Annotated in this window: 19 protein-coding genes and 1 tRNA gene; 13 read left to right on the forward strand and 7 right to left on the reverse strand. The window is 70.3% G+C overall.

What is annotated here, in order from left to right; genetic code table 11:
* Window position 1: 1 nt before the first annotated feature.
* Window positions 2–1,267 carry an MFS transporter gene (locus ABZ833_RS22610; RefSeq protein WP_249589392.1) on the reverse strand — a complete coding sequence of 422 codons (1,266 nt, stop codon included), beginning with the start codon at window positions 1,265–1,267 and terminating at the stop codon, window positions 2–4.
* Between the two features lie 248 nt (window positions 1,268–1,515).
* Window positions 1,516–3,036, reverse strand: a complete 1,521-nt coding sequence (locus ABZ833_RS22615; RefSeq protein ID WP_361049673.1) for a potassium/proton antiporter — start codon at window positions 3,034–3,036, stop codon at window positions 1,516–1,518.
* A 213-nt stretch (window positions 3,037–3,249) separates the two neighbouring features.
* Here ABZ833_RS22615 and ABZ833_RS22620 point away from each other — a divergent pair, with 213 nt between their 5' ends.
* Entirely contained in the window at window positions 3,250–6,006 is a 2,757-nt protein-coding gene (locus ABZ833_RS22620; protein ID WP_361049331.1) for a penicillin acylase family protein, read from the forward strand.
* Between the two features lie 79 nt (window positions 6,007–6,085).
* Here the strand turns inward: ABZ833_RS22620 and ABZ833_RS22625 are convergent, their stop codons facing one another.
* Complete coding sequence (locus tag ABZ833_RS22625) at window positions 6,086–6,697, reverse strand: 5-formyltetrahydrofolate cyclo-ligase (protein WP_361049334.1); 612 nt, start codon at window positions 6,695–6,697, stop codon at window positions 6,086–6,088.
* 94 nt (window positions 6,698–6,791) lie between these two features.
* Between ABZ833_RS22625 and galU the strand changes: the two genes are divergently transcribed.
* The 7 genes from galU (at window position 6,792) to ABZ833_RS22660 (ending at window position 12,399) form a co-directional block, all read left to right on the forward strand.
* Window positions 6,792–7,697: a UTP--glucose-1-phosphate uridylyltransferase GalU gene (gene galU / locus ABZ833_RS22630; protein ID WP_249589395.1), complete on the forward strand. Its 906-nt coding sequence runs from the start codon at window positions 6,792–6,794 to the stop codon at window positions 7,695–7,697.
* A gap of 4 nt (window positions 7,698–7,701) precedes the next feature.
* Complete coding sequence (gene glp / locus ABZ833_RS22635; protein WP_361049336.1) at window positions 7,702–9,033, forward strand: gephyrin-like molybdotransferase Glp; 1,332 nt, start codon at window positions 7,702–7,704, stop codon at window positions 9,031–9,033.
* A gap of 87 nt (window positions 9,034–9,120) precedes the next feature.
* Window positions 9,121–9,612: a cyclic pyranopterin monophosphate synthase MoaC gene (moaC, locus tag ABZ833_RS22640; protein ID WP_160505558.1), complete on the forward strand. Its 492-nt coding sequence runs from the start codon at window positions 9,121–9,123 to the stop codon at window positions 9,610–9,612.
* The gene (locus ABZ833_RS22645) at window positions 9,609–10,109 is read left to right on the forward strand and encodes a MogA/MoaB family molybdenum cofactor biosynthesis protein (RefSeq protein WP_249589398.1); all 501 of its coding nucleotides are present in this window, start codon (window positions 9,609–9,611) and stop codon (window positions 10,107–10,109) included. The genes moaC and ABZ833_RS22645 overlap by 4 nt, the downstream gene beginning before the upstream one ends.
* Complete coding sequence (locus ABZ833_RS22650) at window positions 10,106–10,729, forward strand: GNAT family protein (protein ID WP_283779166.1); 624 nt, start codon at window positions 10,106–10,108, stop codon at window positions 10,727–10,729. Before ABZ833_RS22645 ends, ABZ833_RS22650 begins: the two co-directional genes overlap by 4 nt.
* A gap of 197 nt (window positions 10,730–10,926) precedes the next feature.
* Window positions 10,927–12,222, forward strand: coding sequence for a gephyrin-like molybdotransferase receptor GlpR (glpR, locus tag ABZ833_RS22655; protein WP_361049339.1), 1,296 nt, complete (start codon window positions 10,927–10,929; stop codon window positions 12,220–12,222).
* A 103-nt stretch (window positions 12,223–12,325) separates the two neighbouring features.
* Window positions 12,326–12,399: transfer RNA gene (locus ABZ833_RS22660), tRNA-Ala, on the forward strand.
* A 101-nt stretch (window positions 12,400–12,500) separates the two neighbouring features.
* Here the strand turns inward: ABZ833_RS22660 and ABZ833_RS22665 are convergent.
* Window positions 12,501–13,013, reverse strand: a complete 513-nt coding sequence (locus tag ABZ833_RS22665; RefSeq protein ID WP_361049340.1) for a GNAT family N-acetyltransferase — start codon at window positions 13,011–13,013, stop codon at window positions 12,501–12,503.
* 66 nt (window positions 13,014–13,079) lie between these two features.
* On the opposite strand from ABZ833_RS22665, the gene ABZ833_RS22670 reads away from it, so the two are divergent.
* Both ABZ833_RS22670 and ABZ833_RS22675 read left to right on the forward strand, forming a co-directional pair.
* The gene (locus ABZ833_RS22670) at window positions 13,080–13,880 is read left to right on the forward strand and encodes an exodeoxyribonuclease III (RefSeq protein WP_361049342.1); all 801 of its coding nucleotides are present in this window, start codon (window positions 13,080–13,082) and stop codon (window positions 13,878–13,880) included.
* A gap of 76 nt (window positions 13,881–13,956) precedes the next feature.
* Complete coding sequence (locus tag ABZ833_RS22675; RefSeq protein ID WP_361049344.1) at window positions 13,957–14,991, forward strand: DUF6528 family protein; 1,035 nt, start codon at window positions 13,957–13,959, stop codon at window positions 14,989–14,991.
* 24 nt (window positions 14,992–15,015) lie between these two features.
* Here ABZ833_RS22675 and ABZ833_RS22680 read toward each other — a convergent pair whose 3' ends face one another.
* Window positions 15,016–15,660: a MerR family transcriptional regulator gene (locus ABZ833_RS22680; protein WP_361049676.1), complete on the reverse strand. Its 645-nt coding sequence runs from the start codon at window positions 15,658–15,660 to the stop codon at window positions 15,016–15,018.
* Between the two features lie 177 nt (window positions 15,661–15,837).
* Between ABZ833_RS22680 and ABZ833_RS22685 the strand changes: the two genes are divergently transcribed.
* Genes ABZ833_RS22685 through ABZ833_RS22695 form a run of 3 tightly spaced genes read left to right on the forward strand, consistent with a single transcriptional unit; the run spans window position 15,838 to window position 19,297 of the window.
* Window positions 15,838–17,466: an NAD(P)/FAD-dependent oxidoreductase gene (locus ABZ833_RS22685; RefSeq protein ID WP_361049346.1), complete on the forward strand. Its 1,629-nt coding sequence runs from the start codon at window positions 15,838–15,840 to the stop codon at window positions 17,464–17,466.
* Window positions 17,463–18,422, forward strand: a complete 960-nt coding sequence (locus ABZ833_RS22690) for an alpha/beta hydrolase (RefSeq protein WP_361049348.1) — start codon at window positions 17,463–17,465, stop codon at window positions 18,420–18,422. Before ABZ833_RS22685 ends, ABZ833_RS22690 begins: the two co-directional genes overlap by 4 nt.
* Window positions 18,419–19,297 carry an SDR family oxidoreductase gene (locus ABZ833_RS22695; protein WP_249589406.1) on the forward strand — a complete coding sequence of 293 codons (879 nt, stop codon included), beginning with the start codon at window positions 18,419–18,421 and terminating at the stop codon, window positions 19,295–19,297. The genes ABZ833_RS22690 and ABZ833_RS22695 overlap by 4 nt, the downstream gene beginning before the upstream one ends.
* Window positions 19,298–19,409: 112 nt before the next feature.
* Here ABZ833_RS22695 and ABZ833_RS22700 read toward each other — a convergent pair whose 3' ends face one another.
* The gene (locus ABZ833_RS22700) at window positions 19,410–19,649 is read right to left on the reverse strand and encodes a hypothetical protein (RefSeq protein WP_361049350.1); all 240 of its coding nucleotides are present in this window, start codon (window positions 19,647–19,649) and stop codon (window positions 19,410–19,412) included.
* A gap of 125 nt (window positions 19,650–19,774) precedes the next feature.
* Window positions 19,775–23,053, reverse strand: a complete 3,279-nt coding sequence (locus ABZ833_RS22705; protein ID WP_361049352.1) for a S41 family peptidase — start codon at window positions 23,051–23,053, stop codon at window positions 19,775–19,777.
* Window positions 23,054–23,221: the final 168 nt, after the last annotated feature.

Consider the following 23,221-nt stretch of genomic DNA (forward strand, 5'->3'; position numbering starts at 1 on the left):
ATCAGTCCACCGTGACCGGCTCGCGGTGACCGACGCCACGTGCGACGGTGCGCCCGACGGACCGCGGAACGAGCCGCGAACGCAGGGTCACGAGCACCGCGAGCGCGAGCGCCGTACCGCCCAGCGGCACCAGGAAACCGGCACCGTCCCAGAAGCGGTCCTCCAGCTGTCCCGCGACCGTGACGGCGGCCGCCTGGCCGAGCGCGACGGCGCCGGTGAGCCAGGTGAACGCCTCGGTCCGGCCGGACGGGTCCACGAGCCGGTCGACCAGCGTGTAGCCGGTGATCAGCGCGGGCGCGATGCAGACGCCGACCAGGAGACCGAGCCCGGCGAGCAGCACCACGGAGTGCGCGGCCCACAGCCCGGAGGCCATCAGGGTCAGCGCCGCGTACCCGACGAGGAGCCGCCGCTGCGGGGCGATCTTCCAGGCGATGGCGCCGCAGACGAGTCCGGAGAGCATGTTGCCCGCCGCGAACGTGCCGTACAGGACGCCGTTCAGGCCGGGTTCGCCGATGGACTCGGTGAAGGCGGCCAGTGAGACCTGCATGCCGCCGAAGACGGCGCCGATGCCCAGGAAGGTCACGATCAGCACCCGCACACCGGGGATCCGCAGCGCCGAGACGTGCTCCACGCGCGCGTGCTCCTCGCGGGAGGCGGGCTTGGGCTGGGTGCTCTTCTGCGCGGCGAACAGCAGGCCGCCCACCAGCGTGAGTCCGGCCTCCGTGAAGAGTCCGGCCGCCGGGTCGATGGTCGTGCACAGCGCGGTCGCGAAGAGCGGGCCGAGGACGAACGTCAGCTCGTCCGTGACCGACTCGAAGGCGGCCGCCGTGCCCGCCAGCGGGGAGTCCTGGAGCTTGACGCCCCAGCGGGCCCGCACCATGGGGCTGATCTGCGGCTGCGAGGCGCCGGTGGGCACCGCCGCGACGAAGAGCGCCCACAAGGGGGCGTCGGAGAGTGCGAGCACCGTCAGGGAGAGCACCGACACCGTGTGGATGAGGACACCCGGCACCAGTACGGCCCGCTGGCCGAACCGGTCGGCGAGCTTGCCGCCGAAGGGGGCGAACACCGCCATGGAGACACCGGTGACGGCCGATACGGCGCCGGCGACGCCGTACGAGCCGGTGGTGTGCTGCACGAGCAGCACGATGGAGATGGTCAGCATCGCGAAGGGCTGTCGTGCCGCGAAGCCGGGCAGGAGAAACGTCCAGGCGCCGCGGGTGCGCAGCAGCTGTCCGTATCCGGGGCGGGAGGTGACCGTGGATGCCACGGCCCGTGCCTTTCTGCCGCCTGGTAGCGCGGCCCCCTTTTTCAGGGCGACGGCGCCGAGAGCTGTCCTCTTGCGCGGGACTGCGGTAGATGCCGGTTGCCCACTGCGAGGACACGCGGCCGCCATACGGTCGGCGCCAGCTCTGCTTCAGACAGAGTTGGTTCGATCAGGTGGTACAGAAGAAGTGTGCCTTCATCGTACAGGGAATGGAGCCACCTGGCCTGTGAATACGGAGATTGAGGCGCCCGTCACCTGTGATTGCCCCGCTCTTCCGGCTCCTGACCAGCGGTTCCCAGCCATCCGGCCAGCTTTCCGCCCTGTCCGACGGCCCGCAGCCGCTTCTCCGCCGCGTCCCGCACCGGGTCGGTCGCGACCACCAGGAGCTCGTCCCCGCGCTGCAGCACGGTCGTGGGCTGCGGCACGAATGATTCGCCGTTGCGAACGACGAGCGTGACCGCCGCCCCCGCGGGCATCCGCAGCTCGCCCACCTCGACGCCGTGCATCCGCGATCCTTTCGGGATCGCCACCGAGAGCAGGTGCCCGCGAAGGCGCTCCAGGGGCGCCGATTCGATGCCCAGGTCGGCGGCGCCCGAAGAGTCGCCGAGGCGCAGCTTCCTGGCCAGCCACGGCAGCGTAGGACCCTGGATGAGGGTGTAGACGACGACCAGGACGAAGACGATGTTGAAGATCCGCTGGCTGTCGTCGACGCCGTTCACCATCGGGATCGTGGCCAGAATGATGGGGACGGCTCCGCGCAGTCCCGCCCAGGACATCAGGGCCTTCTCCTGCCAGGGCATGCGGAACGGCAGCAGGCTGATGACGACCCCCAGGGGTCTGGCCACCATGGTCAGGATCAAGCCGATGATGATCGCGGGCCACATGTCGTCCAGCAGGTCGTGCGGGGTGACCAGGAGGCCGAGCAGGACGAACATGCCGATCTGCGCGATCCAGCCGAGCCCTTCGGCGAAGCCGCGGGTGGCGGGCCAGTGCGGCAGCTTGGCGTTGCCGAGGACCATCGAGGCGAGGTAGACGGCGAGGAATCCACTGCCGTGCGCCATGGCGCCGGCCGCGTAGGCGGCGACCGCGATGGCCATCACGGCGATGGGGTAGAGGCCGGACGCGGGCAGCGCCACGTGCCGCAGGCCGTAGGCGCCGAGCCAGCCCACCGCGATGCCGATCGCGGCACCGATGGCCAGTTCCAGGGCGATCTCGCCGATCAGGACGTACCAGTGCTCCACGGGGCCCGCGGTGGAGAAGGCCACGACCAGGATCACCACAGGGGCGTCGTTGAACCCCGACTCCGCTTCCAGGATGCCCGTCACGCGGGAGGGCAGCGGCACCTTGCGCAGCACGGAGAAGACCGCCGCCGCGTCCGTCGAGGAGACCACCGCGCCGATGATGAGCGCCTGCCGCCACTCGAGGCCGACCAGGTAGTGGGCACCGGCGGCCGTCACGCCGACGCTCACCGCGATGCCGGCGAGCGACAGGACGGCGGCCGCGGGCAGCGCGGGTTTGATCTCTTTCCACTTCGTGCCGAGGCCGCCCTCGGCCAGGATCACGACGAGCGCCGCATAGCCGATGACCTGCGTCAACTCGGCATTGTTGAACGTGACGTTGCCAATGCCGTCCTGGCCCATGGCAATGCCGATGCCGAGGTAGAGGAGCAGGCTTGGGAGCCCACTGCGCGACGAGATGCGAACCGCCGCTACCGCGACGAGCAGGACGAGCGAGCAGATGAGCAGAAGCTGGTTGAGGTCGTGGACAGTCAGGGGCCGTTCCTTCCTCCGCGCGAGCCAAGTACTTCGTTACCTTACCTAATTGTTAACGCTTCCTTGACGCCTTCGAACGCTTATCCGATGCGTCGCGATGTAGGTTCCTGACTCCGCGTCCGGGGCCGCAGTGCCCTGCGCCTATGGTTGCTCCAGCGCTCCCACCACCGCCCAGCCAGCCCTGCCGCTCGCGTAAGGACAGCAAGGACAGCGATGCCCTCGAATACCACCGCCTCTTCCGGTCATAAGTCCGGCAAGAAGAAGGGGCGCCGAGCCCGCCTCATCGTGATCGTCCTGGTCCTGGCCATCGTGGCGGGCATCGGTTACGGCGCGTACTGGAGCGTCAGTACGGTGCGGGCCTCCTTCCCGCAGACCAAGGGGACGATCAAGCTCGACGGCCTCTCCGGCCCCGTCGACGTGAAGCGTGACGGCAACGGCATCCCGCAGATCTACGCCGAGTCCGACGCCGACCTGTTCATGGCCCAGGGCTTCGTCCAGGCGCAGGACCGCTTCTGGGAAATGGATGTCCGCCGTCATACGACCTCCGGTCGCCTCTCCGAGATGTTCGGCAAGGGCCAAGTAAAGACCGATGAGTTCCTGCGGACGCTCGGTTGGCACCGTGTGGCGCAGAAGGAGTACGACACCAAGCTCTCGCCGGAGACGAAGAAGTACCTCCAGGCGTACTCCAAGGGAGTCAACGCCTACCTGAAGGACAAGAGCGGCAAGGACATCTCCCTGGAGTACGCCGCCCTTGGCTTCACCAACGACTACGCGCCCCAGGAGTGGACCCCCGTCGACTCCGTGGCGTGGCTCAAGGCCATGGCCTGGGACCTGCGCGGCAACATGCAGGACGAGATCGACCGCTCCTTGATGACCAGCCGCCTGGGCCCGTCCCAGATCGACGACCTGTACCCGGAGTACCCGTACTCCCGGAACAAGCCCATCGTCCAGGAGGGCTCCTACAACAGCGTCACCAAGGAGTACGAGGGCAAGGGCAGCGCGGGCGGCCAGTCGCAGTCGCAGACCGGCGGCGCGGCGGGCACGGGCCTCGCGGGCAACACCCAGGCTCCCGACGGGCTCCAGTCCCAGCTGTCGGGTCTCTCCGACATCCTGGACAGCGTCCCCGACGCGGGCCTCGGCCCGAACGGCAACGGCATCGGATCCAATTCCTGGGTGGTCTCGGGCGACCACACGATCACCGGGAAGCCGCTGCTCGCCAATGACCCGCACCTGTCACCGCAGCTGCCCTCCACCTGGTACCAGATGGGCCTGCACTGCAAGGCGGTCTCCGAGGACTGCCAGTACGACGTCTCCGGCTACACCTTCGCCGGCATGCCCGGCGTGGTCATCGGCCACAACCAGGACATCGCCTGGGGCATGACGAACCTCGGCGCCGACGTCACCGACCTCTACCTCGAGAAGTTCGAGGGCGACGGCTACGCGTACGACGACAAGGTGCTGCCCTTCAAGTCCCGCGTGGAGACCATCAAGGTCGCGGGCGGCAAGTCCAAGAAGATCACCGTCAGGGAGACCGACAACGGCCCCCTGCTGTCCGACCGCGACGACGAGCTGGTGAAGGTCGGCAAGAAGGCCACGGTCGACAGCGCCGCCCCCGACCGGGGCGACGGCTACGGAGTCTCGCTGCGCTGGACCGCGCTCAAGCCGGGCAGGTCGATGGACGCCGTATTCGAGCTGAACAAGGCGAAGGACTTCTCGCAGTTCCGCAAGGCGGCCGCTTCTTTTGAAGTGCCCTCGCAGAACCTGATCTACGCGGACACCAAGGGCCACATCGGCTACCAGGCACCGGGCAGGATCCCGGTCCGCGGGAAGGGCGACGGCGCGCTCCCGGCGCCCGGCTGGGACTCCGACTACCGCTGGACCGGCTACATCCCGCAGTCCGCGCTGCCCTACGAGTACGACCCCAAGCGCGGGTACATCGTGACCGCCAACCAGGCCGTCATCGGCAAGGAGTACCCGTACAAGCTCACGTCGGACTGGGGCTACGGCGCGCGCAGCCAGCGCATCACCGACCTGATCCAGTCGAAGATCAAGAACGGTGGGAAGGTCTCCACCGAGGACATGCGCACGATGCAGATGGACAACAGCAGCGAGATCGCCAAGGTCCTCGTGCCCAAGCTGCTCAAGATCGACGTCAAGGACAGCTACGTCCGTGAGGCGCAGAAGCTCCTGGAGGGCTGGGACTACACCCAGGACCCCGACTCGGCGGCGGCCGCGTACTTCAACTCGGTCTGGCGCAACATCCTCAAGCTCTCCATCGGCAACAAGCTGCCCAAGGAGCTGCGGGTCAAGGGCCAGTGCCTGAGCGTCGAGCCGGCCGGGAACACGGGTCCTGCCGACGAGGCCGAGCCGGTGCGCGAGTGCGGCCAGCGGGACGCGGAGTCCGCGCAGCCCGACGGCGGCGACCGCTACTACGAAGTGATCCGGTCGATCCTCGACGACGAGGACAACGACTGGTGGAAGTCGCCCAAGACCCGCACGGACGCCGAGACCAAGACCCGTGACCAGCTGTTCGGCCGGGCCTTGGAGGACGCGCGCTGGGACCTGACGGCCAAGCTCGGCAAGGACGTCGACACCTGGAGCTGGGGCCGCCTGCACCGGCTGACCCTGAAGAACCAGACCCTGGGCGTCGAAGGCCCCGGCTGGCTCCAGTTCATGCTCAACCGCGGCCCGTTCAAGCTGGGCGGCGGCGAGGCGGCGGTCAACGCCACCGGCTGGAACGCGGCGGGCGGCTATGGAGTGCAGTGGGTGCCGTCGATGCGCATGGTGGTGAACCTCGACGACTTCAACAAGTCCAAGTGGATCAACCTCACCGGAGCTTCGGGGCACGCCTACAGCGCGCACTACACCGACCAGACCAGCAAGTGGGTCAAGGGCGAGCTGCTGCCGTGGTCCTTCTCGAAGAACGCCGTCAAGAAGAGCACGAACGACACGCTGGTGCTGCGGCCCTGAGCCGCCGCACCTGACCGGTGCGCACCACTGAAAGGGCCCTCCACGCGCGCGTGGAGGGCCCTTTCACGTCCAGAGGGGATCAGCGGAAGCGCCGCACTCCCGACGGCGTGACGACGGCGTGCACCGGCTTGTCGTGTGCCTCCTGGGGGACGTGTGCGACGACCTCCGTGTCGTACAGGAGCACCACCAGGGCGGGATCGGCGCCGGCCCGTCCGAGCCGGGCGAGCACCCTGTCGTACGACCCGCCACCGCGCCCGAGCCGCATCCCGCGCTCGTCCACGGCCAGCCCCGGAAGCAGCACGGCGTCCGCCGCCACGACGGCATCGGACCCGAGCCGCGTCCCTGAGGGCTCCAAGAGCGCCATCTTTCCCGGGTGTTGCACGCGGGCCAGCGAGCCCTCGCCCTCATAGGCCGCCCAGTCCAGGTCGTTGTCCTCGAGGAGCACCGGGAGCAGGACCCGCGTCCCGCGCGCGTGGAGGGCATCGAGGAGCGCTCGCGTCCCCGGCTCGCTCCCCACGGAGACGTACGCCGCGACCGTGCCCGCCCCGGCGAGCTCCGGCAGCTCCAATGCGCGGTCGGCGAGAACCGCGGCGGCCTTCTGTGCGTCATCCCTAGTCAACCGGCCTCTCACCGCGAGGAATTCTCCGCGCAATGTGCGCTTGGTTGGCTTGGCAGGGCCGGTTTCTTCCATGGTGCGCTCACAAACCCTTCCAGGTGCGCTCATATGAGAACAAAATGTCCGGAGGCACAGATTCCGCACATACTCACCGGTTATGGTTACGGACATGACTGAGTCTCACCCCCACAGGATCAGCAAGGCTGTCATTCCGGCAGCAGGTCTGGGCACCCGGTTCCTGCCGGCGACCAAGGCCACTCCCAAGGAGATGCTGCCGGTCGTCGACAAGCCGGCGATTCAGTACGTGGTCGAGGAGGCCGCCTCCGCCGGCCTCGACGACGTCCTCATGATCACGGGCCGCAACAAGCGCCCCCTGGAGGACCACTTCGACCGCAACTACGAGCTGGAGTCGGCCCTTCTGAAGAAGGGCGACGAGGCGAGACTGGCGAAGGTCCAGGAGTCCAGCGACCTCGCGACCATGCACTACGTACGCCAGGGAGACCCCAAGGGCCTTGGTCACGCCGTCCTGTGCGCCGCGCCGCACGTCGGCGACGAACCGTTCGCCGTCCTCCTCGGCGACGACCTGATCGACCCGCGCGACCCGCTCCTCGCCCGCATGGTCGAGGTCCAGGAGCGGCACGGCGGCAGCGTCATCGCCCTCATGGAGGTGGCCCCCGAGCAGATCCACCTCTACGGCTGCGCGGCCGTCGACGCCACGGACGAGGGCGACGTCGTCAAGGTGACCGGCCTGGTCGAGAAGCCCGACGCGGCGGACGCCCCCAGCAACTACGCCATCATCGGCCGCTATGTCCTTGACCCGCACGTCTTCGACATACTGCGCAAGACCGAGCCCGGCCGCGGCGGCGAGATCCAGCTCACCGACGCACTCCAGCAGCTCGCCGTCGACGAGAAGGTCGGCGGCCCCGTGCACGGCGTCGTCTTCAAGGGCCGCCGCTATGACACCGGCGACCGCGGCGACTATCTGCGTGCCATTGTCAGACTCGCGTGCGAACGTGAAGACCTGGGCCCGGACTTCCAGGCCTGGCTTCGCAGTTACGTGTCCGAGGAGATGTAGCACTTTGAGCAGCAGCGCGACGACCGAAGTCACCGGCCAGGAACACGTCTGGTCGGTGAGCGAGCACCTGGACGACATCCTCGGATCCGTCCGCCCCCTGGAGCCCATCGAGCTCCAACTCCTCGACGCACAGGGCTGCGTCCTCGTCGAGGACGTCACGGTGCCCGTCTCGCTGCCGCCCTTCGACAACAGCTCCATGGACGGATATGCCGTCCGGGTCGCCGACATCGCGGGCGCGAGCGAGGAGTTCCCCGCCGTCCTGACGGTCATCGGTGACGTCGCCGCCGGCCAGGGCGAACAGCCCACCGTCGGCGCGGGCGAGGCCGCCCGCATCATGACCGGCGCCCCGCTGCCGCCCGGCGCGGAGGCCGTCGTCCCCGTGGAGTGGACCGACGGAGGCCTCGGCGAAGGCCCCGTCTCCGGAATGCGCGCGCACAGCGCCGCCCCCGACGGAGCCTTCGGAGAGGTCCGTGTGCACCGCCCCGCCGAGGCACGCGCGCACGTGCGGGCCCGCGGCAGCGACGTCCAGGCCGGTGACCGCGCACTGTCCGCGGGCACGGTCCTCGGCGCCCCGCAGATCGGCCTGCTCGCCGCGATCGGCCGCGGCACGGTCAAGGTGCGCCCGCGCCCCCGCGTGGTCGTCATGTCCACCGGCAGCGAACTGATCCAGCCCGGCGAGGAGTTGGCCAAGGGCCAGATCTACGACTCCAACAGCTTCTCCCTGACCGCCGCCGCCCGGGAGGCCGGAGCGATCGCCTACCGCGTGGGCGCGGTCGCCGACGACGCCGAGACGCTGCGCTCCACCATCGAGGACCAGCTGATCCGCGCCGACCTCATCGTCACCACGGGCGGCGTCAGCGTCGGCGCGTACGACGTCGTGAAGGAAGCACTCTCCTCGGTGGGGGACGAGGACGAGGCCGGCAGCGGCATCGAGTTCCGCAAGCTCGCCATGCAGCCGGGCAAGCCGCAGGGCTTCGGCTCCATCGGCCCCGACCACACCCCGCTGCTCGCACTGCCGGGCAACCCGGTGTCGTCGTACGTCTCCTTCGAGATCTTCGTACGTCCCGCGGTGCGCGCCCTGATGGGCCTCCCGGACGTGCACCGGCCCACGGCGCGCGCGGTGCTCAGCGCCGACAAGGCGCTGACCTCGCCCGCGGGGAAGCGACAGTTCCTGCGCGGGCAGTACGACGCCGATGCGGGCAGCGTGCGGCCCGTGGGCGGCGCGGGCTCCCACCTCGTCGCGGCCCTCGCGCACGCGAACGCGCTGATCGTCGTCCCGGAGGACACCGCATCGGTCGAGCCGGGCGCCGACGTCGAAGTGGTCCTGCTCGGCTGAAACGCCCTTCCGCGCGGTACGGTGTCGCGCACATAGGCCCCCTTGCGCCGCACCGCGAGAGGGCCCGGACCGGGAGCGCCACAGCACATGAGTAGCCAGCAGCGACTGACGCACATCGACGAAGCGGGCGCGGCTCGCATGGTCGACGTATCCGCGAAGGACGTGACCGCGCGCACCGCCCGCGCCAGTGGCCGCGTCCTGGTATCGCCCCGCGTGATCGAGCTGCTGCGCGGGGAGGGCGTCCCCAAGGGCGACGCCCTCGCCACCGCGCGGATCGCGGGCATCATGGGCGCCAAGCGCACGCCCGACCTGATCCCGCTCTGTCACCCGCTGGCCGTCTCCGGAGTGAAACTCGACCTCTCCGTGGCGGACGACGCCGTCGAGATCCTCGCCACGGTGAAGACGACGGACCGCACGGGCGTCGAGATGGAGGCCCTCACCGCGGTGACCGTCGCCGCCCTCACAGTGATCGACATGGTCAAGGCCGTCGACAAGGGCGCGGTCATCACGGACGTACGCGTCGAGGAGAAGACCGGCGGGAAATCCGGGGACTGGAGCCGCGAAGGAGCCGGGGCATGACCGCCTACCGCGCGCTCGTCGTCACCGCCTCCAACCGTGCCGCCGCCGGTGTCTACGCGGATCGGGGCGGGCCGCTCATCGCCGATGCCCTTGCCGCGCTCGGCTTCGACGTCGAAGGCCCCCAGGTCGTCCCCGACGGCGACCCCGTCGAGCAGGCCCTGCGCGCCGGAGCCGACGCCGGATACGACGTGATCCTCACCACAGGCGGCACCGGCATCTCGCCCACCGACCGCACCCCCGAGGCCACCCGCGCCGTCATCGACCACGAAGTGCCGGGCATCCCCGAGGCGATTCGCGCGTACGGCAGGGAGAAGGTGCCCACGGCCGCGCTCTCCCGGGGCCTCGCCGGAGTCGCGGGGCGCACGCTCATCGTGAACCTGCCGGGCTCCACCGGCGGCGTACGGGACGGCCTCGCCGTCCTCGAGCCCCTGCTGACGCACGCCGTCGAGCAGCTCAGGGGCGGCGACCATCCCAGACCCTCAGGTGGTGCGAGCTGAACAGCCCTTCCTGGCCCGTCGAGCTGACGGACGGCGATGTCGCCCTCCGTCCGATAAAGATGCGCGACCAGAGGCCCTGGCGTGAGGTCAACCGGCGCAACCGGGACTGGCTGCGCCCCTGGGAGGCGACGATCCCGCCGCCCACGCCCAGCGGCCCGATCGTGCACCGCCCGACGTACCGTCAGATGGTCCGGCACCTGCGCGCCGAGGCGCACGCCGGGCGCATGCTGCCCTTCGTGATCGAGTACCAGGGGCGGCTCGTCGGGCAGTTGACGGTCGCCGGGATCACCTGGGGATCGATGTGCTCGGGCCATGTCGGCTACTGGGTCGACCAGTCGGTCGCTGGCCGCGGCGTGATGCCGACCGCCGTCGCCCTCGCGGTCGACCATTGCTTCCGCTCGGTGGGGCTGCACCGTATCGAGGTCTGTATTCGACCTGAGAACGGGCCAAGTCGCAGGGTCGTGGAGAAACTCGGATTCCGCGAGGAGGGGCTTCGTCCACGCTATCTCCACATCGATGGTGCCTGGCGTGACCATCTTGTCTTCGCGCTCACCGCGGAAGAGGTACCGGAAGGGTTGCTGCGGCGCTGGCACCAGGCACGACCCCGGAAGACCGCGTAAATAGAATAAGTGTTTGAAATTGATCGGTGATCGACCGTCTGGGGCCCGACTTGATCCCCCTACGGCATTAATTTCACGGTCTCGGTGACCTGTTGATCGCACCAGTCACAAAAAAAGTTCGAGATATCAGCCAGATCGTGCGACACACCGGCTCAATTGGCAGATGGCCTCAACCAAACCCCTCTACCGTGTGAGGCGTGAGCAGCAGCGGCCTCATCTACGCAGTCATCGTCGGGGCCTGGGCCGCCTACTTGGTGCCGATGTGGCTCCGTAGGCAGGACGAGCTCAATGAAGCCCGTCCGACGGAACGCTTCAGCACCGCCATCCGGCTCTTGTCCGGACGGGCGGGGATGGAGCGCCGGTACGCCAAGGACCTGCAAGCGCGCTCGCCTGAAGAGGAGGAGTCGCGCGACCCGGACGACGCCACCGGCGCGGTGGACGTCCGGGCCTTCGTCGCGCCCCCGTATCGGCAGGGCGACCAGGAAGAGCGGCCCGAGCCGCAGGCCAAGGCGCCGGTCAAACCCCAGGCGCAGCAGCCTCCCGCACGGTCCAAGCCGCAGCCGGCGGCGCAGTCTCCGGCAAGGCCCTCCGTGAAGGCCCAGGCGAACGCCCCGGCACAGGCATCGGCGCAGGCATCGGCACAGGCCCCGGCGAAGAGCGCCGCGCGGCCCCAGCAGTCGCCCGCCCGGCGGGCCGCATCGGCGGAAGCCGCCGCGCGCGCCCGGCGCGTGAAGGTACTCGCGCGCCGTCGGCGCACGACGGTGATGCTGTTCGTCGCCTTCACGATCGGCACGATCGTCGCCGCGGTCGGCGGGCTCGCGTTCCTCTGGGCGCCCGCCGCACCGGCCGCGCTCCTGAGCGCGTACATCGTGTACCTGCGAGGCCAGGAGCGGCGCCGCTTCACCTACACCATGGACCGGCGCAGGGCCGAGGTCGCGGCGCAGCGGCTGCGGGAGCGTCAGCCGCGCAGGCGCGCTTCGAGCGGCGCGGAAGCGGTCGTCGACGACGCGGAGGAAGGACCGGCCCCTGACGACACGGAGACCGGCCTCTCCGCGCTCGCCGCCGACCGCCGGGCCCTGGTCGAGCAGACCGACCACGCCGAGTGGGTCGACCAGCAGCGCGAGCGGCAGCGCCGCCCGGGGCACGGCGACAGCTGGGACCCGGTGCCGGTGCCCCTGCCGACGTACGTGACCGCGCCGGTCGCCCCGCGGGCCACCGGTGACGTCGACTTGGGCGCGCCCGATGCCTGGAGCTCGGCGCGGTCGAGCTCCGTGGAGCCCGCGGCCGATGAGGCGGACGGGAGCGAGTACGCGGAGTACGGCGAGTACGCCGAGGACGCAGAAGGCGCCGACGGCGCCGACGGCATGGACGGGGTCGGCGGTCGCAGTGACGCACGGCGGGCCGCCTCCGCACGCCGGGCCCGCGAGCGCGGACGCACGCCGCTCTTCGATCAGTACGACGACGGGCAGCGCCCGCGGGCCGCCAACGAGTGAGGCCTGACCGGCCGGGTGACCATCCAGGTCACCGGGCAGGTCACCGGCCAGGAACGGATTTCCAAGCACCCGGATCGGGATGCTAGAGTTTCACTCGTTGCAAGGGCCTGTGGCGCAGTCTGGTAGCGCACCTCGTTCGCATCGAGGGGGTCTGGGGTTCAAATCCCCACAGGTCCACTGCACATGAGATCCCGTCCAGTTCATCGAACTGGGCGGGATCTTTGCTGTGCCTCGGTGCCTCGGATGTGCGGCGCGGGAGAACGTGTGGCTCGGGAGAGCTACAGCTGCTTCGCGAAGCAGCGGCTCAGGTCCTCGAAGCGGTAGAGGCCGAACTTGTTGGGGGCCGGGGTGTAGCCGGTCGAGGTGTAGAGGGCTATCGCCTCCGGCTGCTTGGTGCCCGTCTCCAGGACCATGCGCGTACGGCCCGCCGTCCTCGCGTCGTCCTCCAGGGCCGCCAGGATGCGGCGGGCCAGGCCGAGGCCGCGGGCCTCCGGGGTGACGTACATGCGCTTGATCTCGGCGTCGCCGTGCGCGTACCCCTCGTCGTTCTCCTCGTGGCCGCGCCAGCCGCCGGTGGCCAGCGGGGTGCCGTTCTCGTCGTACGCGATGAGGTACAGGCCGCGCGGGGCCGTGAACATGGCCGGGTCGAGGGGTGTGACGTCGCCCTCGTCCCCGTACCGCTGCGCGTACTCGAGCTGGACGCGGTCGTTGAGCTCGACCGCGTCGGGGTGGTCGAAGGAGGTGGCGCGCAGCTCGACGGCGGGGCGCTGCAACGATGACTGGATACTCATGCGAACCATCGTACTTCTATGCGGTGGGATGCGGGTGTCCATTAAGTGTGCCGGTATCGTTCCGGGATGCTCACAGTGACCAGTGTGAATGTGAACGGGCTGCGCGCCGCCGCCAAGAAGGGCTTCGTCGAGTGGCTCGCCGGGACCTCGGCCGACGTGCTCTGCCTCCAGGAGGTGCGGGCCGAGCCGCAGCAGCTGCCGGAGGACGTGCGGGAGCCCGAGGGCTGGCACGTCGTGCATGCGCCGGCCGCCGCCAAGGGGCGCGCGGGTGTCTCCCTCTATACGCGCCGTGAGCCGGACCGCGTGCAGATCGGGTTCGGGTCGGAGGAGTTCGACGGCAGTGGGCGCTACGTCGAGGCCGATCTGCCCGGCGTCACGGTCGCGAGCCTCTACCTGCCCTCCGGTGAGGTCGGCACGGAGCGGCAGGACGAGAAGGTCCGCTTCATGGGGGAGTTCCTCACCTATCTGAAGGGGCTCAAGCAGCGGGCTGCCGCAGAGGGGCGCCAGGTCGTGGTCTGCGGCGACTGGAACATCGCCCACCAGGAGGCCGACCTCAAGAACTGGAAGGGCAACAAGAAGAACTCGGGCTTCCTGCCCGAGGAGCGTGCCTGGCTCAGTGAGGTCTTCGAGGGGGACGCCGGCTACGTCGACGTGGTGCGGGCGCTGCATCCCGACGTCGAGGGGCCCTACTCCTGGTGGTCCTACCGGGGGCGTGCCTTCGACAACGACACGGGATGGCGCATCGACTACCACGTGGCGACGCCGGGGCTCGCGGAGCGCGCGGTCAAGGGGTTCGTGGAGCGGGCGGCCAGTCATGACGAGCGGTGGTCGGACCACGCACCCGTCACGGTGGTCTACGACATGTGACGCCGCGCGGCGCCATGGCATGTTGCGGGCACGTACCTGACAATGACTCAACTGTCAGCCGTGTGGGGGAGACTTCATGTCCGGTATGTCATTGCCGTCCCGTCGGGGTGTGCTGCTCGGGGCTCTGGGCGCCGGGATCGGGGCGGGGCTGCCGCTGACCGCCGCGTCGTCCGCCGCCGCTTCGGACGGGGTGCCCCGCGGAACCCCGCCCGTGCTCCTCACCGAACAAGCGACCCAGCAGATCCTCGTGCTCGATCCGCGGCGCAGGGTCTGGGACACGCACAACGACCCGTCCGTCGTGCGGTGGGCGTTCTCGCCGCTGAGGCAGCCGGGGTACGAAGACCTTCGGCCCGAGGACAGTTGGGTGTATCCGAGCGAGTCGAAGGTGCGCAGACTCAAGGGGCGTACGTACGTCCTGACGACCGCGTCCTTCGGCTTCGTGGCCGTCGTCGACTACCCCTCGGGCAGGCGCTACTGGGGCACGGCGATCGGCCCCGGGGACGACCTCTTCAATCCGCACAGCGCGGAGATCCTGCCGGACGGCAATGTCGCGGTGGCGTGCAGCACGGGTGCGCTGGTCAGGCTGTACGCGGCGTCGCAGGGGCCGCATGCCTCGCGGTACGCCGAGGCGGAGCTCAAGGGCGCGCACGGGCTGCACTGGGACCGCGAGCGCGAGGTGCTGTGGGCCATCGGCGACGACGAGCTGGTCACGTATGACGTGGGCGGGACGCGGGCCAGGCCCGAGCTGACACGCCTCTCGTCGGTGGGCCTCCCGGTCGGGACGCCGGGCAAGACCCCCGGCGGACATGACCTCTTCCCCGTGGCCGGGCGTCGGGGGCGGCTCTGGGTGACGACGAACGCGTCCGTCTTCCAGTACGACATCCGGGGCGGGGTCTTCGTGCAGGACTTCGCGGGGGCCGCGGAGATCGCCCGGAAGTCGGTGAAGGGCGTCGGCGACGATCCGCGGACCGGGCAGGTCATCACCACCGTGCCGGAGACCGGCCTCGAGGAGACCTGGTGGACGACCAAGGTGAGCGTCCATCGGCCGCAGAGTGAGTACAAGCTGATCGACGGCGGGATCTACAAGGCGCGGTGGTTCCTGCCGAGGTAGGGGTGTGCCCGAGTCGCCGCGGGGCTACGTCTCCTCCGGCTTCTCCGAGGCGAGGCGGCGGTCCAGGGCCATCGAAAGCTCCGCCTCCACCACGCTCTTCGCCAGCGGGCGCAGGCGGTCGATGCTGACGTTGCCCTCATCGGCCGGCGTGTGGGCGCGGATGATCGTGATGAACAACTCCGCCAGCGCGTCCGCGTGTTCGCGCACGCGCTGGCCCGCCTCCAGGACCGCCGCCAGCGGTATGCCCTCGCGGACCAGGGCCGACGAGACGTCCAGGAGGCGGCGGCTGACGTGCACGATCTCCTCGCCGTCCGTGCCGAGGTAGCCGAGGTCAAGGGCCGCGGCGAGGTTCTCGGGGGTGACCTCGCCCGCGAAGTGGTCGGCCAGTTCCTCGGGGGTGAGGCGGACCGGGGTCTCCTCGGTGGGTTCGCCGATGCCGAGGAGCTCGCCGACGTCGCGGCCGTTCTCGAAGGCCTCCGCCAGTTCCGCGATGCCGCTCAGGGTGTGGCCACGGTCGAGGAGCGCGGCGATCGTCCGGAGTCTGGCCAGGTGGTGGTCGTCGTACCAGGCGATACGGCCCTCGCGGCGGGGCGGTGGGATCAGGCCGCGCTCACGGTAGAAGCGCACGGTGCGCACCGTGATGCCGGCCGCCTTGGCCAGCTCCTCCATGCGGTACTCGCGTGTCTCTGCCACGGCAGCAGCCTATGTGCTGCCGGATCGTGCGCGTGTTCTACCGGCGGTAACTCACGACGCCAGACCCCTACCCATCAGTACGCAGCTGTTCTACTCTCCCAATTGCGCCAGTGGTCACTGGCAGAGTCGTGAAGCAGTTCGGGAGGCGGCGGCATGGCCGAGGACGAGCGCCAGCAGGAGCGCGGGCAGGGGCCTGAGCGAGAGGGCGAACGCGAGCATGTGCGGGTGGCGGTGATCGGGTCCGGCTTCGGCGGGATCGGTGCCGCGGTCCGGCTGCGCCGGGAGGGCGTCACCGACTTCGTCGTCCTGGAGCGGGCCGGCGCGGTGGGCGGCACCTGGCGGGACAACAGCTACCCGGGCTGCGCGTGCGACGTGCCCTCGCATCTGTACTCGTTCTCCTTCGCGCCCAACCCCGACTGGCCGCGCACCTTCTCGGGCCAGGAGAAGATCCAGGAGTACCTGGAGCAGGTCGCCGACACCTTCCGGCTGCGCTCGCACATCCGCCTCAACACCGAGGTGACGCAGCTGCGTTGGGACGCGGACAAGTTGTGGTGGGAGGTCGAGACCAGCAGCGGCACCCTCACCGCCGACGTCGTCGTCTCCGCCACCGGGCCGCTCTCCGACCCCAAGCTCCCCGACATCCCGGGCCTCGACACCTTCGAGGGCAAGGTCTTCCACTCCGCGCGCTGGGACCACGACTACGACCTGCGCGGCAAGCGCGTCGCGATGATCGGCACCGGCGCGTCCGCCATCCAGATCGTGCCCGCGATCCAGCGCGAGGTCGGCAGGCTCACCCTCTTCCAGCGCACCCCGCCCTGGGTGATGCCGCGCATGGACCGCGCCATCAGCAAGGCCGAGCGCTGGGTGCACCGCCAGCTGCCGTTCACCACGCACGCCCGGCGCGGAATCCTGTGGGGCATAAGGGAGTTGCAGGTCCAGGCGTTCACCAAGCGGCCGAACGAGCTCGGCGCGGTCGAGCAGCTCGCCAAGCGGAACATCGCACGCGCCATCAAGGACCCGGCACTGCGGGCCAAGCTGACGCCCTCGTACCGCATCGGCTGCAAGCGGATCCTGCTCTCCAACACCTATTACCCGGCGCTCGCACAGCCCAATGTCGATGTCGTCGCCAGCGGGCTCAGCGAGGTGCGCGGGAACACCGTCGTCGCCGCGGACGGCACCGAGACCGAGGTCGACGTGATCATCTTCGGTACGGGATTCCATGTGACGGACATGCCGATCGCCAACCGTGTGGTGGGCGCCGACGGCGGGACGCTGATGGAGTCCTGGAAGGACGGGATGAAGTCCCTGCGCGGCGCGACCGCCGCAGGGTTCCCCAACTTCATGACGGTCATCGGCCCGAACACCGGCCTCGGCAACTCCTCGATGATCCTGATGATCGAGTCCCAGCTGAACTATCTCGCCGACTACATGCGGCAGTTGAACCTGCTCGCTCCCCCCGGGGGCGGCGACCGGGCCGCGCTCGCCGTGCGGACGAGCGCCGTGCATGCCTGGAACGACAAGGTCCAGGAGCGGATGAAGCGCACCGTGTGGAACACCGGCGGCTGCAACAGCTGGTACCTCGACGAGAACGGCGTGAACACGACGATCTGGCCGGGCACGACGACCGAGTTCAGGGGCGCCACGCGGCGGGTGGATCTCGCCGAGTACGAGGTGGTGCGGCCGCCGAAGGCGGACGTGGACGCGGGTACGAATGCGGTGGCGAAGTCCCCTACGGGGAAGAAGGCATCGCGTACGACGAAGAAGGTCGAGGCGGGGGCATGAGCAGGCTGACGCATGTGACGAGCGGACCCTTCGCCCCGCCCTCCGCCGCGCGGGAGCTGACCGTCGTGTCGGCGGACGGCGCGCGGCTGCACGCGGAGGTGCACGGTCCCGAGGGCGCGCCCGCGGTGGTGCTCGCGCACGGGTGGACGTGCTCGACCGCCTTCTGGGCGGCGCAGATACGTGACCTGGCCGTCGACCACCGGGTGATCGCGTACGACCAGCGGGGGCACGGGCGCAGTGCCGCGCCGGACGGCGTCGAGGGCTACAGCACGACCGCACTCGCCGACGACCTGGAGGCGGTGCTGGCGGCGACGCTGGAGCCCGGGGAGCGGGCTGTGCTCGCCGGGCACTCGATGGGCGGCATGACGATCATGGCCGCGAGTACGCGGCCCGGGTTCCGGGAGCACGCGGCGGCGGTTCTGCTGTGCAGCACGGGGAGTTCGCGGCTCGTCGCCGAGTCGCTCGTGGTGCCGATGCGGGCCGGTTGGCTGCGGACGCGGATCACGCGGTCGATCCTCGGCGCGAAGGCGCCGCTGGGGCCCGTGACGCCGATGGCGCGCAAGATCCTCAAGTACGCGACGATGGGCGCCGGTTCATCCCCGGAGCGGGTCGATGTGTGCGCGCGGATCGTGCACGGGTGCCCGAGGGTGGTGCGCTACCGCTGGTCGCATGTGCTCGACGAGCTCGAACTCGACGCGGGCGTCCTTGAGTTGACGGTGCCGACCGCGGTCGTCGCGGGCACGGCCGACCGGATGACGCCGGTCACGCTCGCGCGGCGCATCGCCTCGATGCTGCCGGACTCCCTCGGTCTCACCGAGCTGCCGGGGCTCGGTCACATGACGCCGGTCGAGGCGCCGGAGGCGATAACGGCGGGGATCAGGGATCTCGTGGAGTCGTACGTACGGGTGGACGAGTCACAGTCGCAGGTCCAGGGACTTGAGGGGAGCAGCGCATGAGCAAGGTCAGCCTGGAGGGTCAGGTCGCGGTCGTCACCGGGGCGGCGCGGGGCGTGGGTGAGTTGCTCGCGCGCAAGCTGTCGGCGCGGGGCGCGAAGATCGCGCTCGTCGGCCTGGAGCCGGACGAGCTGAAGCAGGTGGCGGGGCGGCTGCACACGGAGGCAGAGGCCTGGCACGCGGACGTGACGGACCATGTCGCGATGGCCCGGGTCGCCCAGGAGGTCAAGGAGCGGTTCGGGAAGGTCGACATCGTCGTCGCCAACGCGGGCGTCGCCAACGGGGGGCCGTTCGTCGAGTCCGACCCCGAGGCGTGGCGCCGGGTGATCGAGGTCAACCTCATCGGCAGCGCGGTGACGGGCCGGGCGTTCCTGCCGGTCCTTATGGAGAGCCGCGGCTATCTCCTCCAGATCGCCTCGCTGGCGGCGATCACGCCGGCGCCGATGATGACGGCGTACTGCGCTTCGAAGTCGGGCGTCGAGGCGTACGCGCACTGTCTGCGGGCCGAGGTCGGCTACAAGGGCGTGAAGGTGGGCGTCGGTTACCTGTCCTGGACGGACACGGACATGGTGCGGGGCGCGGACCAGGACGACGTGATGCGGGAGTTGCGGCAGCGCCTGCCGTGGCCGGCCAGCAAGACGTACCCGCTGGGTCCTGCGGTGGACCGGATCGTCGCCGGGATCGAGCGCCGGTCCAGCCATGTGTACGCGCAGTGGTGGCTGCGGGGGATGCAGGGCATCCGGGGATACCTGCCGGGGGTCATCGGCTCGGTGGGCCAGCGCGAGATGCGGAGGTTCGAGCCCCGGCTCGGGTCGGTCTCCACGGGGCTCGTGGGGGCGGGGGGCTCCGCCGATGAGCAGGGCCGTGCGGGGCGGTAGTTGATTCCTTGGGTCCTGCTGCCGGGCGGGCAGGAGGCGCACCGCGCCCCCACAGCGGTGGGGCCCACCCGGCGTCCCGGGTGGGCCCCACTGGTCAAAGCTCGGCGCAGCGTCAGGCGTCGTAGTCCTGGTTGAACTTGTCCTGCTGCTCCTGAGCCGCTTCCCGGGCCTGGTCCGGGGCGTTCGCGGAACGCTCACGCGCCTGCTCCTGGGCCTGCGAGCCGCGCTCCTGTGCGTCGTCGCGGGCCTGCGAGGCGCGCTCGCTCGCCTCGTCCTTCTCGCCGCCCATGGCGCCCTTCGCCTTGGCGGAGAGGTCGTTGGCCTTGTCCTGGAACTGGTCCTTGATGCCCATGCGGTTCACTCCTAGAGGGTGAGGTTGGAAGGGCCTCGACCAGACTTACATGGGGGAACATTCCTCGCATTTCGATCAATGACCGGCAGTGACGACCCGCGAAAAGCCCTGCCCGGGACGCCCCGCTACCCCCGCGGCGGAAGCTTCGGCCGCCGCCGGTCCGGCACGTCGTCCAGGCCCGGCGGAGTCGCCGCGGGCTGCCGTGCCAGGAGGTCGAGCGCCACCCCCACCGCGTCGTCGAGCTGGGCGTGCCGGCCCTCCGCCCAGTCCAGGGGCGTACGCAGGACCTCCAGGTCCGGGGTCACGCCGTGGTTCTCCACGGACCAGCCGTACGCGTCGAACCACCCCGCGTTCATCGGCACCGTGATGATCGTCCCGTCACCGAGCACGTGCCGCCCGGTCATCCCCACCACGCCGCCCCACGTGCGCTGGCCCACCACGGGGCCGAGGCCGAGCAGCTTGAAGGCCGCCGTGATCATGTCGCCGTCCGATGACGTCGCCTCGTCGGCCAGGGCCACCACAGGGCCTCGAGGCGCGTTCGACGCGTACGACACCGGCTGGGCGTTGCGTGTCAGGTCCCAGCCCAGGATCTTCCGCGTCAGCTTCTCGACCACCAGCTCGCTGATGTGGCCCCCCGCGTTGCCGCGCACGTCCACGATCAGGGCCGGACGCGAGACCTCCAGGCGCAGGTCCCGGTTGAACTGCGCCCAGCCGGAGCCGCCCATGTCGGGGATGTGCAGGTAGCCGCACTTGCCCGCGCTCAACTCCCGTACGACCTCACGGCGTTTGGCCACCCAGTCCTGGTAGCGCAGGGGGCGTTCGTTGATGAGGGGGACGATCGCCACCCGCCTGGCCCTGCCCTCCCGCTCCGCCGGCTGGAACGTCAGCTCCACCGTCGTGCCGCCCGCGGCCGCGAGCAGCGGGAAGGGGCCCGCCACCGGGTCCACCGGGCGGCCGTCGATGTGCGTGAGGACCGCGCCCTCGCGGATGCCCGCGCCCGCGAGCGGCGAGCGCGCCTTGGAGTCGGAGGAGTCGCCCGGCAGGATCCGCTTGATCATCCAACTGCCGTCCCTGCACACCAGGTTGGCGCCGAGCAGACCCATCGCCCGCTGGTAGTGGGGTGGCCCTTCGTTGCGGCGGGCCGCGGTCACGTACGCATGGGACGTGCCCAGCTCGCCCAGGACCTCGCGGAGCAGGTCCGCGAACTCGTCGGGGGACGCGACCCGTTCCACCAGCGGCCGGTACTGGTCCAGGATCGCGGGCCAGTCGATGCCGCACATGTGCGGCTCCCAGAAGTAGGCGCGGATGAGGCGGCCCGCCTCGTCGTAGGCCTGGCGCCACTCGGCCGCCGGGTCGACCTCGTGCAGGATGCGGCGCAGGTCGATCCAGACGGTCGTGTCGGCGTCACCGGCCTCCGTGGAGGGCACCGCGCGCAGATCGCCCTCGTCGACCACCACGAGCCGCGAGCCGTCGCCGCTGAGCGCGAACCAGTCGAGGTGGTCGACAAGCGCGGACTTCTTGCCCTTGGTGATGTTGAAGTACTCCAGGGTGGGGCGGCCCGAGGTGTCCGAGGGGTTGGCGAAGGTCTCGCCGAGCGCGCCCGAGATCGGCCAGCGCAGCCAGACGAGGCCGCCGCCGCTGACGGGGTGGAGCGCCGAGTATTTCGACGCCGAGACCGGGAACGGCGTCACCCTGCTCTCCAGGCCCTCCACCTCCACGATCACCGCGCCGTCCTCCGATCCGCCGTCGGCGGGGTCGAGCCCGCCCGCCGCAGGGCGGCCGTCGGGGGAGAGCGCGAAGGGGGAGGGGGTCGCCGACGAGAGGGGGACCAGGTAGGGGCGGCAGCCGAGCGGGAAGGACAGGTCGCCGGTGTGCACGTCGTAGACCGGGTCGAAGCCGCGCCAGGACAGGAACGCCAGATAGCGGCCGTCGCGGGTGAAGACCGGGTTCTCGTCCTCGAAGCGGCCGTTGGTCACGTCGACGATCGTCCGGGCGCCCGGACCGTGGATGCGGGCCATCTTGATCTGCCGGAGGGAGCGGCCGATGCCCGGGTGCGACCAGGTCAGCCAGGCCCCGTCCGGCGAGAACGCCAGGTCACGGACCGGGCCGTTGATGGAGCGGATCAGCTCCGTCACCTCGCCGTTCGACTCCTCTGTCGCGTCGACCAGGAGGAGCCTGCCGTCGTTCGAGGCGATCGCGAGCCGTTCGCCGTCCGGGTCGGAGAGCAGCTCGAGGACCCGGCCGAGCTCGCCCTGCGCCAGCCTGCGCGGCTCGCGCTCGCCGCTGGCGCGCGGCAGATAGGCGATCTCGACGGCGTCCTCGCCCTCCGCGTCGGTGACGTAGGCGACCTGCCCGCCCTTGCCGAGCATCTCCGGGAGCCGCACGCGCACGCCGGGGGTGTCCGTGATGGTGCGGGCGGGCCCGTCCCGGTGCGTGAGCCAGTACAGGCTGCCGCGTACGACGACGGCGCTGGCCCGGCCCGTCGTGTCCACGGAGAGCGAGTCGACGTGCTGCGCGGCCGGCACCTGATAGATCCGGCGTCCGGCGCGCGGCCCGCCCAGGCGTACGTCGAGGCGGCGCGGCACGGAGCCGGCGGACAGGTCGTCCACCAGCCAGACGTCGCCCGCGCACTGGTAGACGACGCGCGTGCCGTCGCTGGACGCGTGCCGGGCGTAGAACGCGTCGTGGTCGGTGTGCCGCCGCAGGTCGGAGCCGTCCGGCAGGCAGGAGTAGAGGTTGCCGACGCCCTCGTGGTCGGAGAGGAAGGCGATCCTGCCGTCCACGAACATCGGGGCGTCCAGATGACCGTCGAGGTCGGGCAGGAGCTGCTCGCCGTGCAGCCACAGGCGGCCCGTCGCCCCGCCCCGGTAGCGCTTCCAGGCGGCGGGCTCGTGCGGCGGCTTCCCGGTGAGCAGGAGTGTCTTGCGCTCCCCGTCGATGTCGTTGACCGCGATGTCGTACACCGGCCCCCAGGGCAGCGTTCCGCCGGGCGAGCCGTCGGTCGGCACGCTGTAGGCCCAGCAGAAGTAGGAGAAGGGCTGGTTGTGCGAGGAGACGGCGAGGATGTCGCCGTCGGGGGACCAGCCGCAGACCCGGGTGTCCGTGCTCCCCCAGTAGGTGAGCCGCCGGGAGGGGCCGCCGTCCACCGGGGCGAGATGGATCTCCGGGTCGAGGCTGCGCCATGTCGTGTACGCGATGTGGCGGCCGTCCGGCGAGAAGCGCGGGTGGCTCACCTTGGTCCGGTCGACGGTCACCCGCCAGGCCCGGCCCGCGGGCGCGCCGCCGGGGCTCAGCGGGGCCACCCAGAGATCGTCCTCGGCCGCGAAACAGAGACGGTCGCCGCTGAGGTGCGGAAATCGCAGGTAGGCGTGGTCAGCATGGGCTTCATCGCGCGCGTCGGTCACTTCACCATGCTTTTCCGGTGCGCAGGGCCCGGCAACTCGTACACGGGGGCGGAAGGGAGTGCGGAGCCGCGGAGCGCGTGACGCAGCACACGTACGAAACGGTTTCGTTTCGTTAAGGCCGCGGGTACAGTCATGGCGTACGGAACAGCCGACGAGGAGCGGAGGGAT

The sequence above is a fragment of the Streptomyces sp. NPDC047525 genome, from assembly GCF_040643025.1.
Taxonomy (GTDB): Bacteria; Actinomycetota; Actinomycetes; order Streptomycetales; family Streptomycetaceae; genus Streptomyces; species Streptomyces durmitorensis.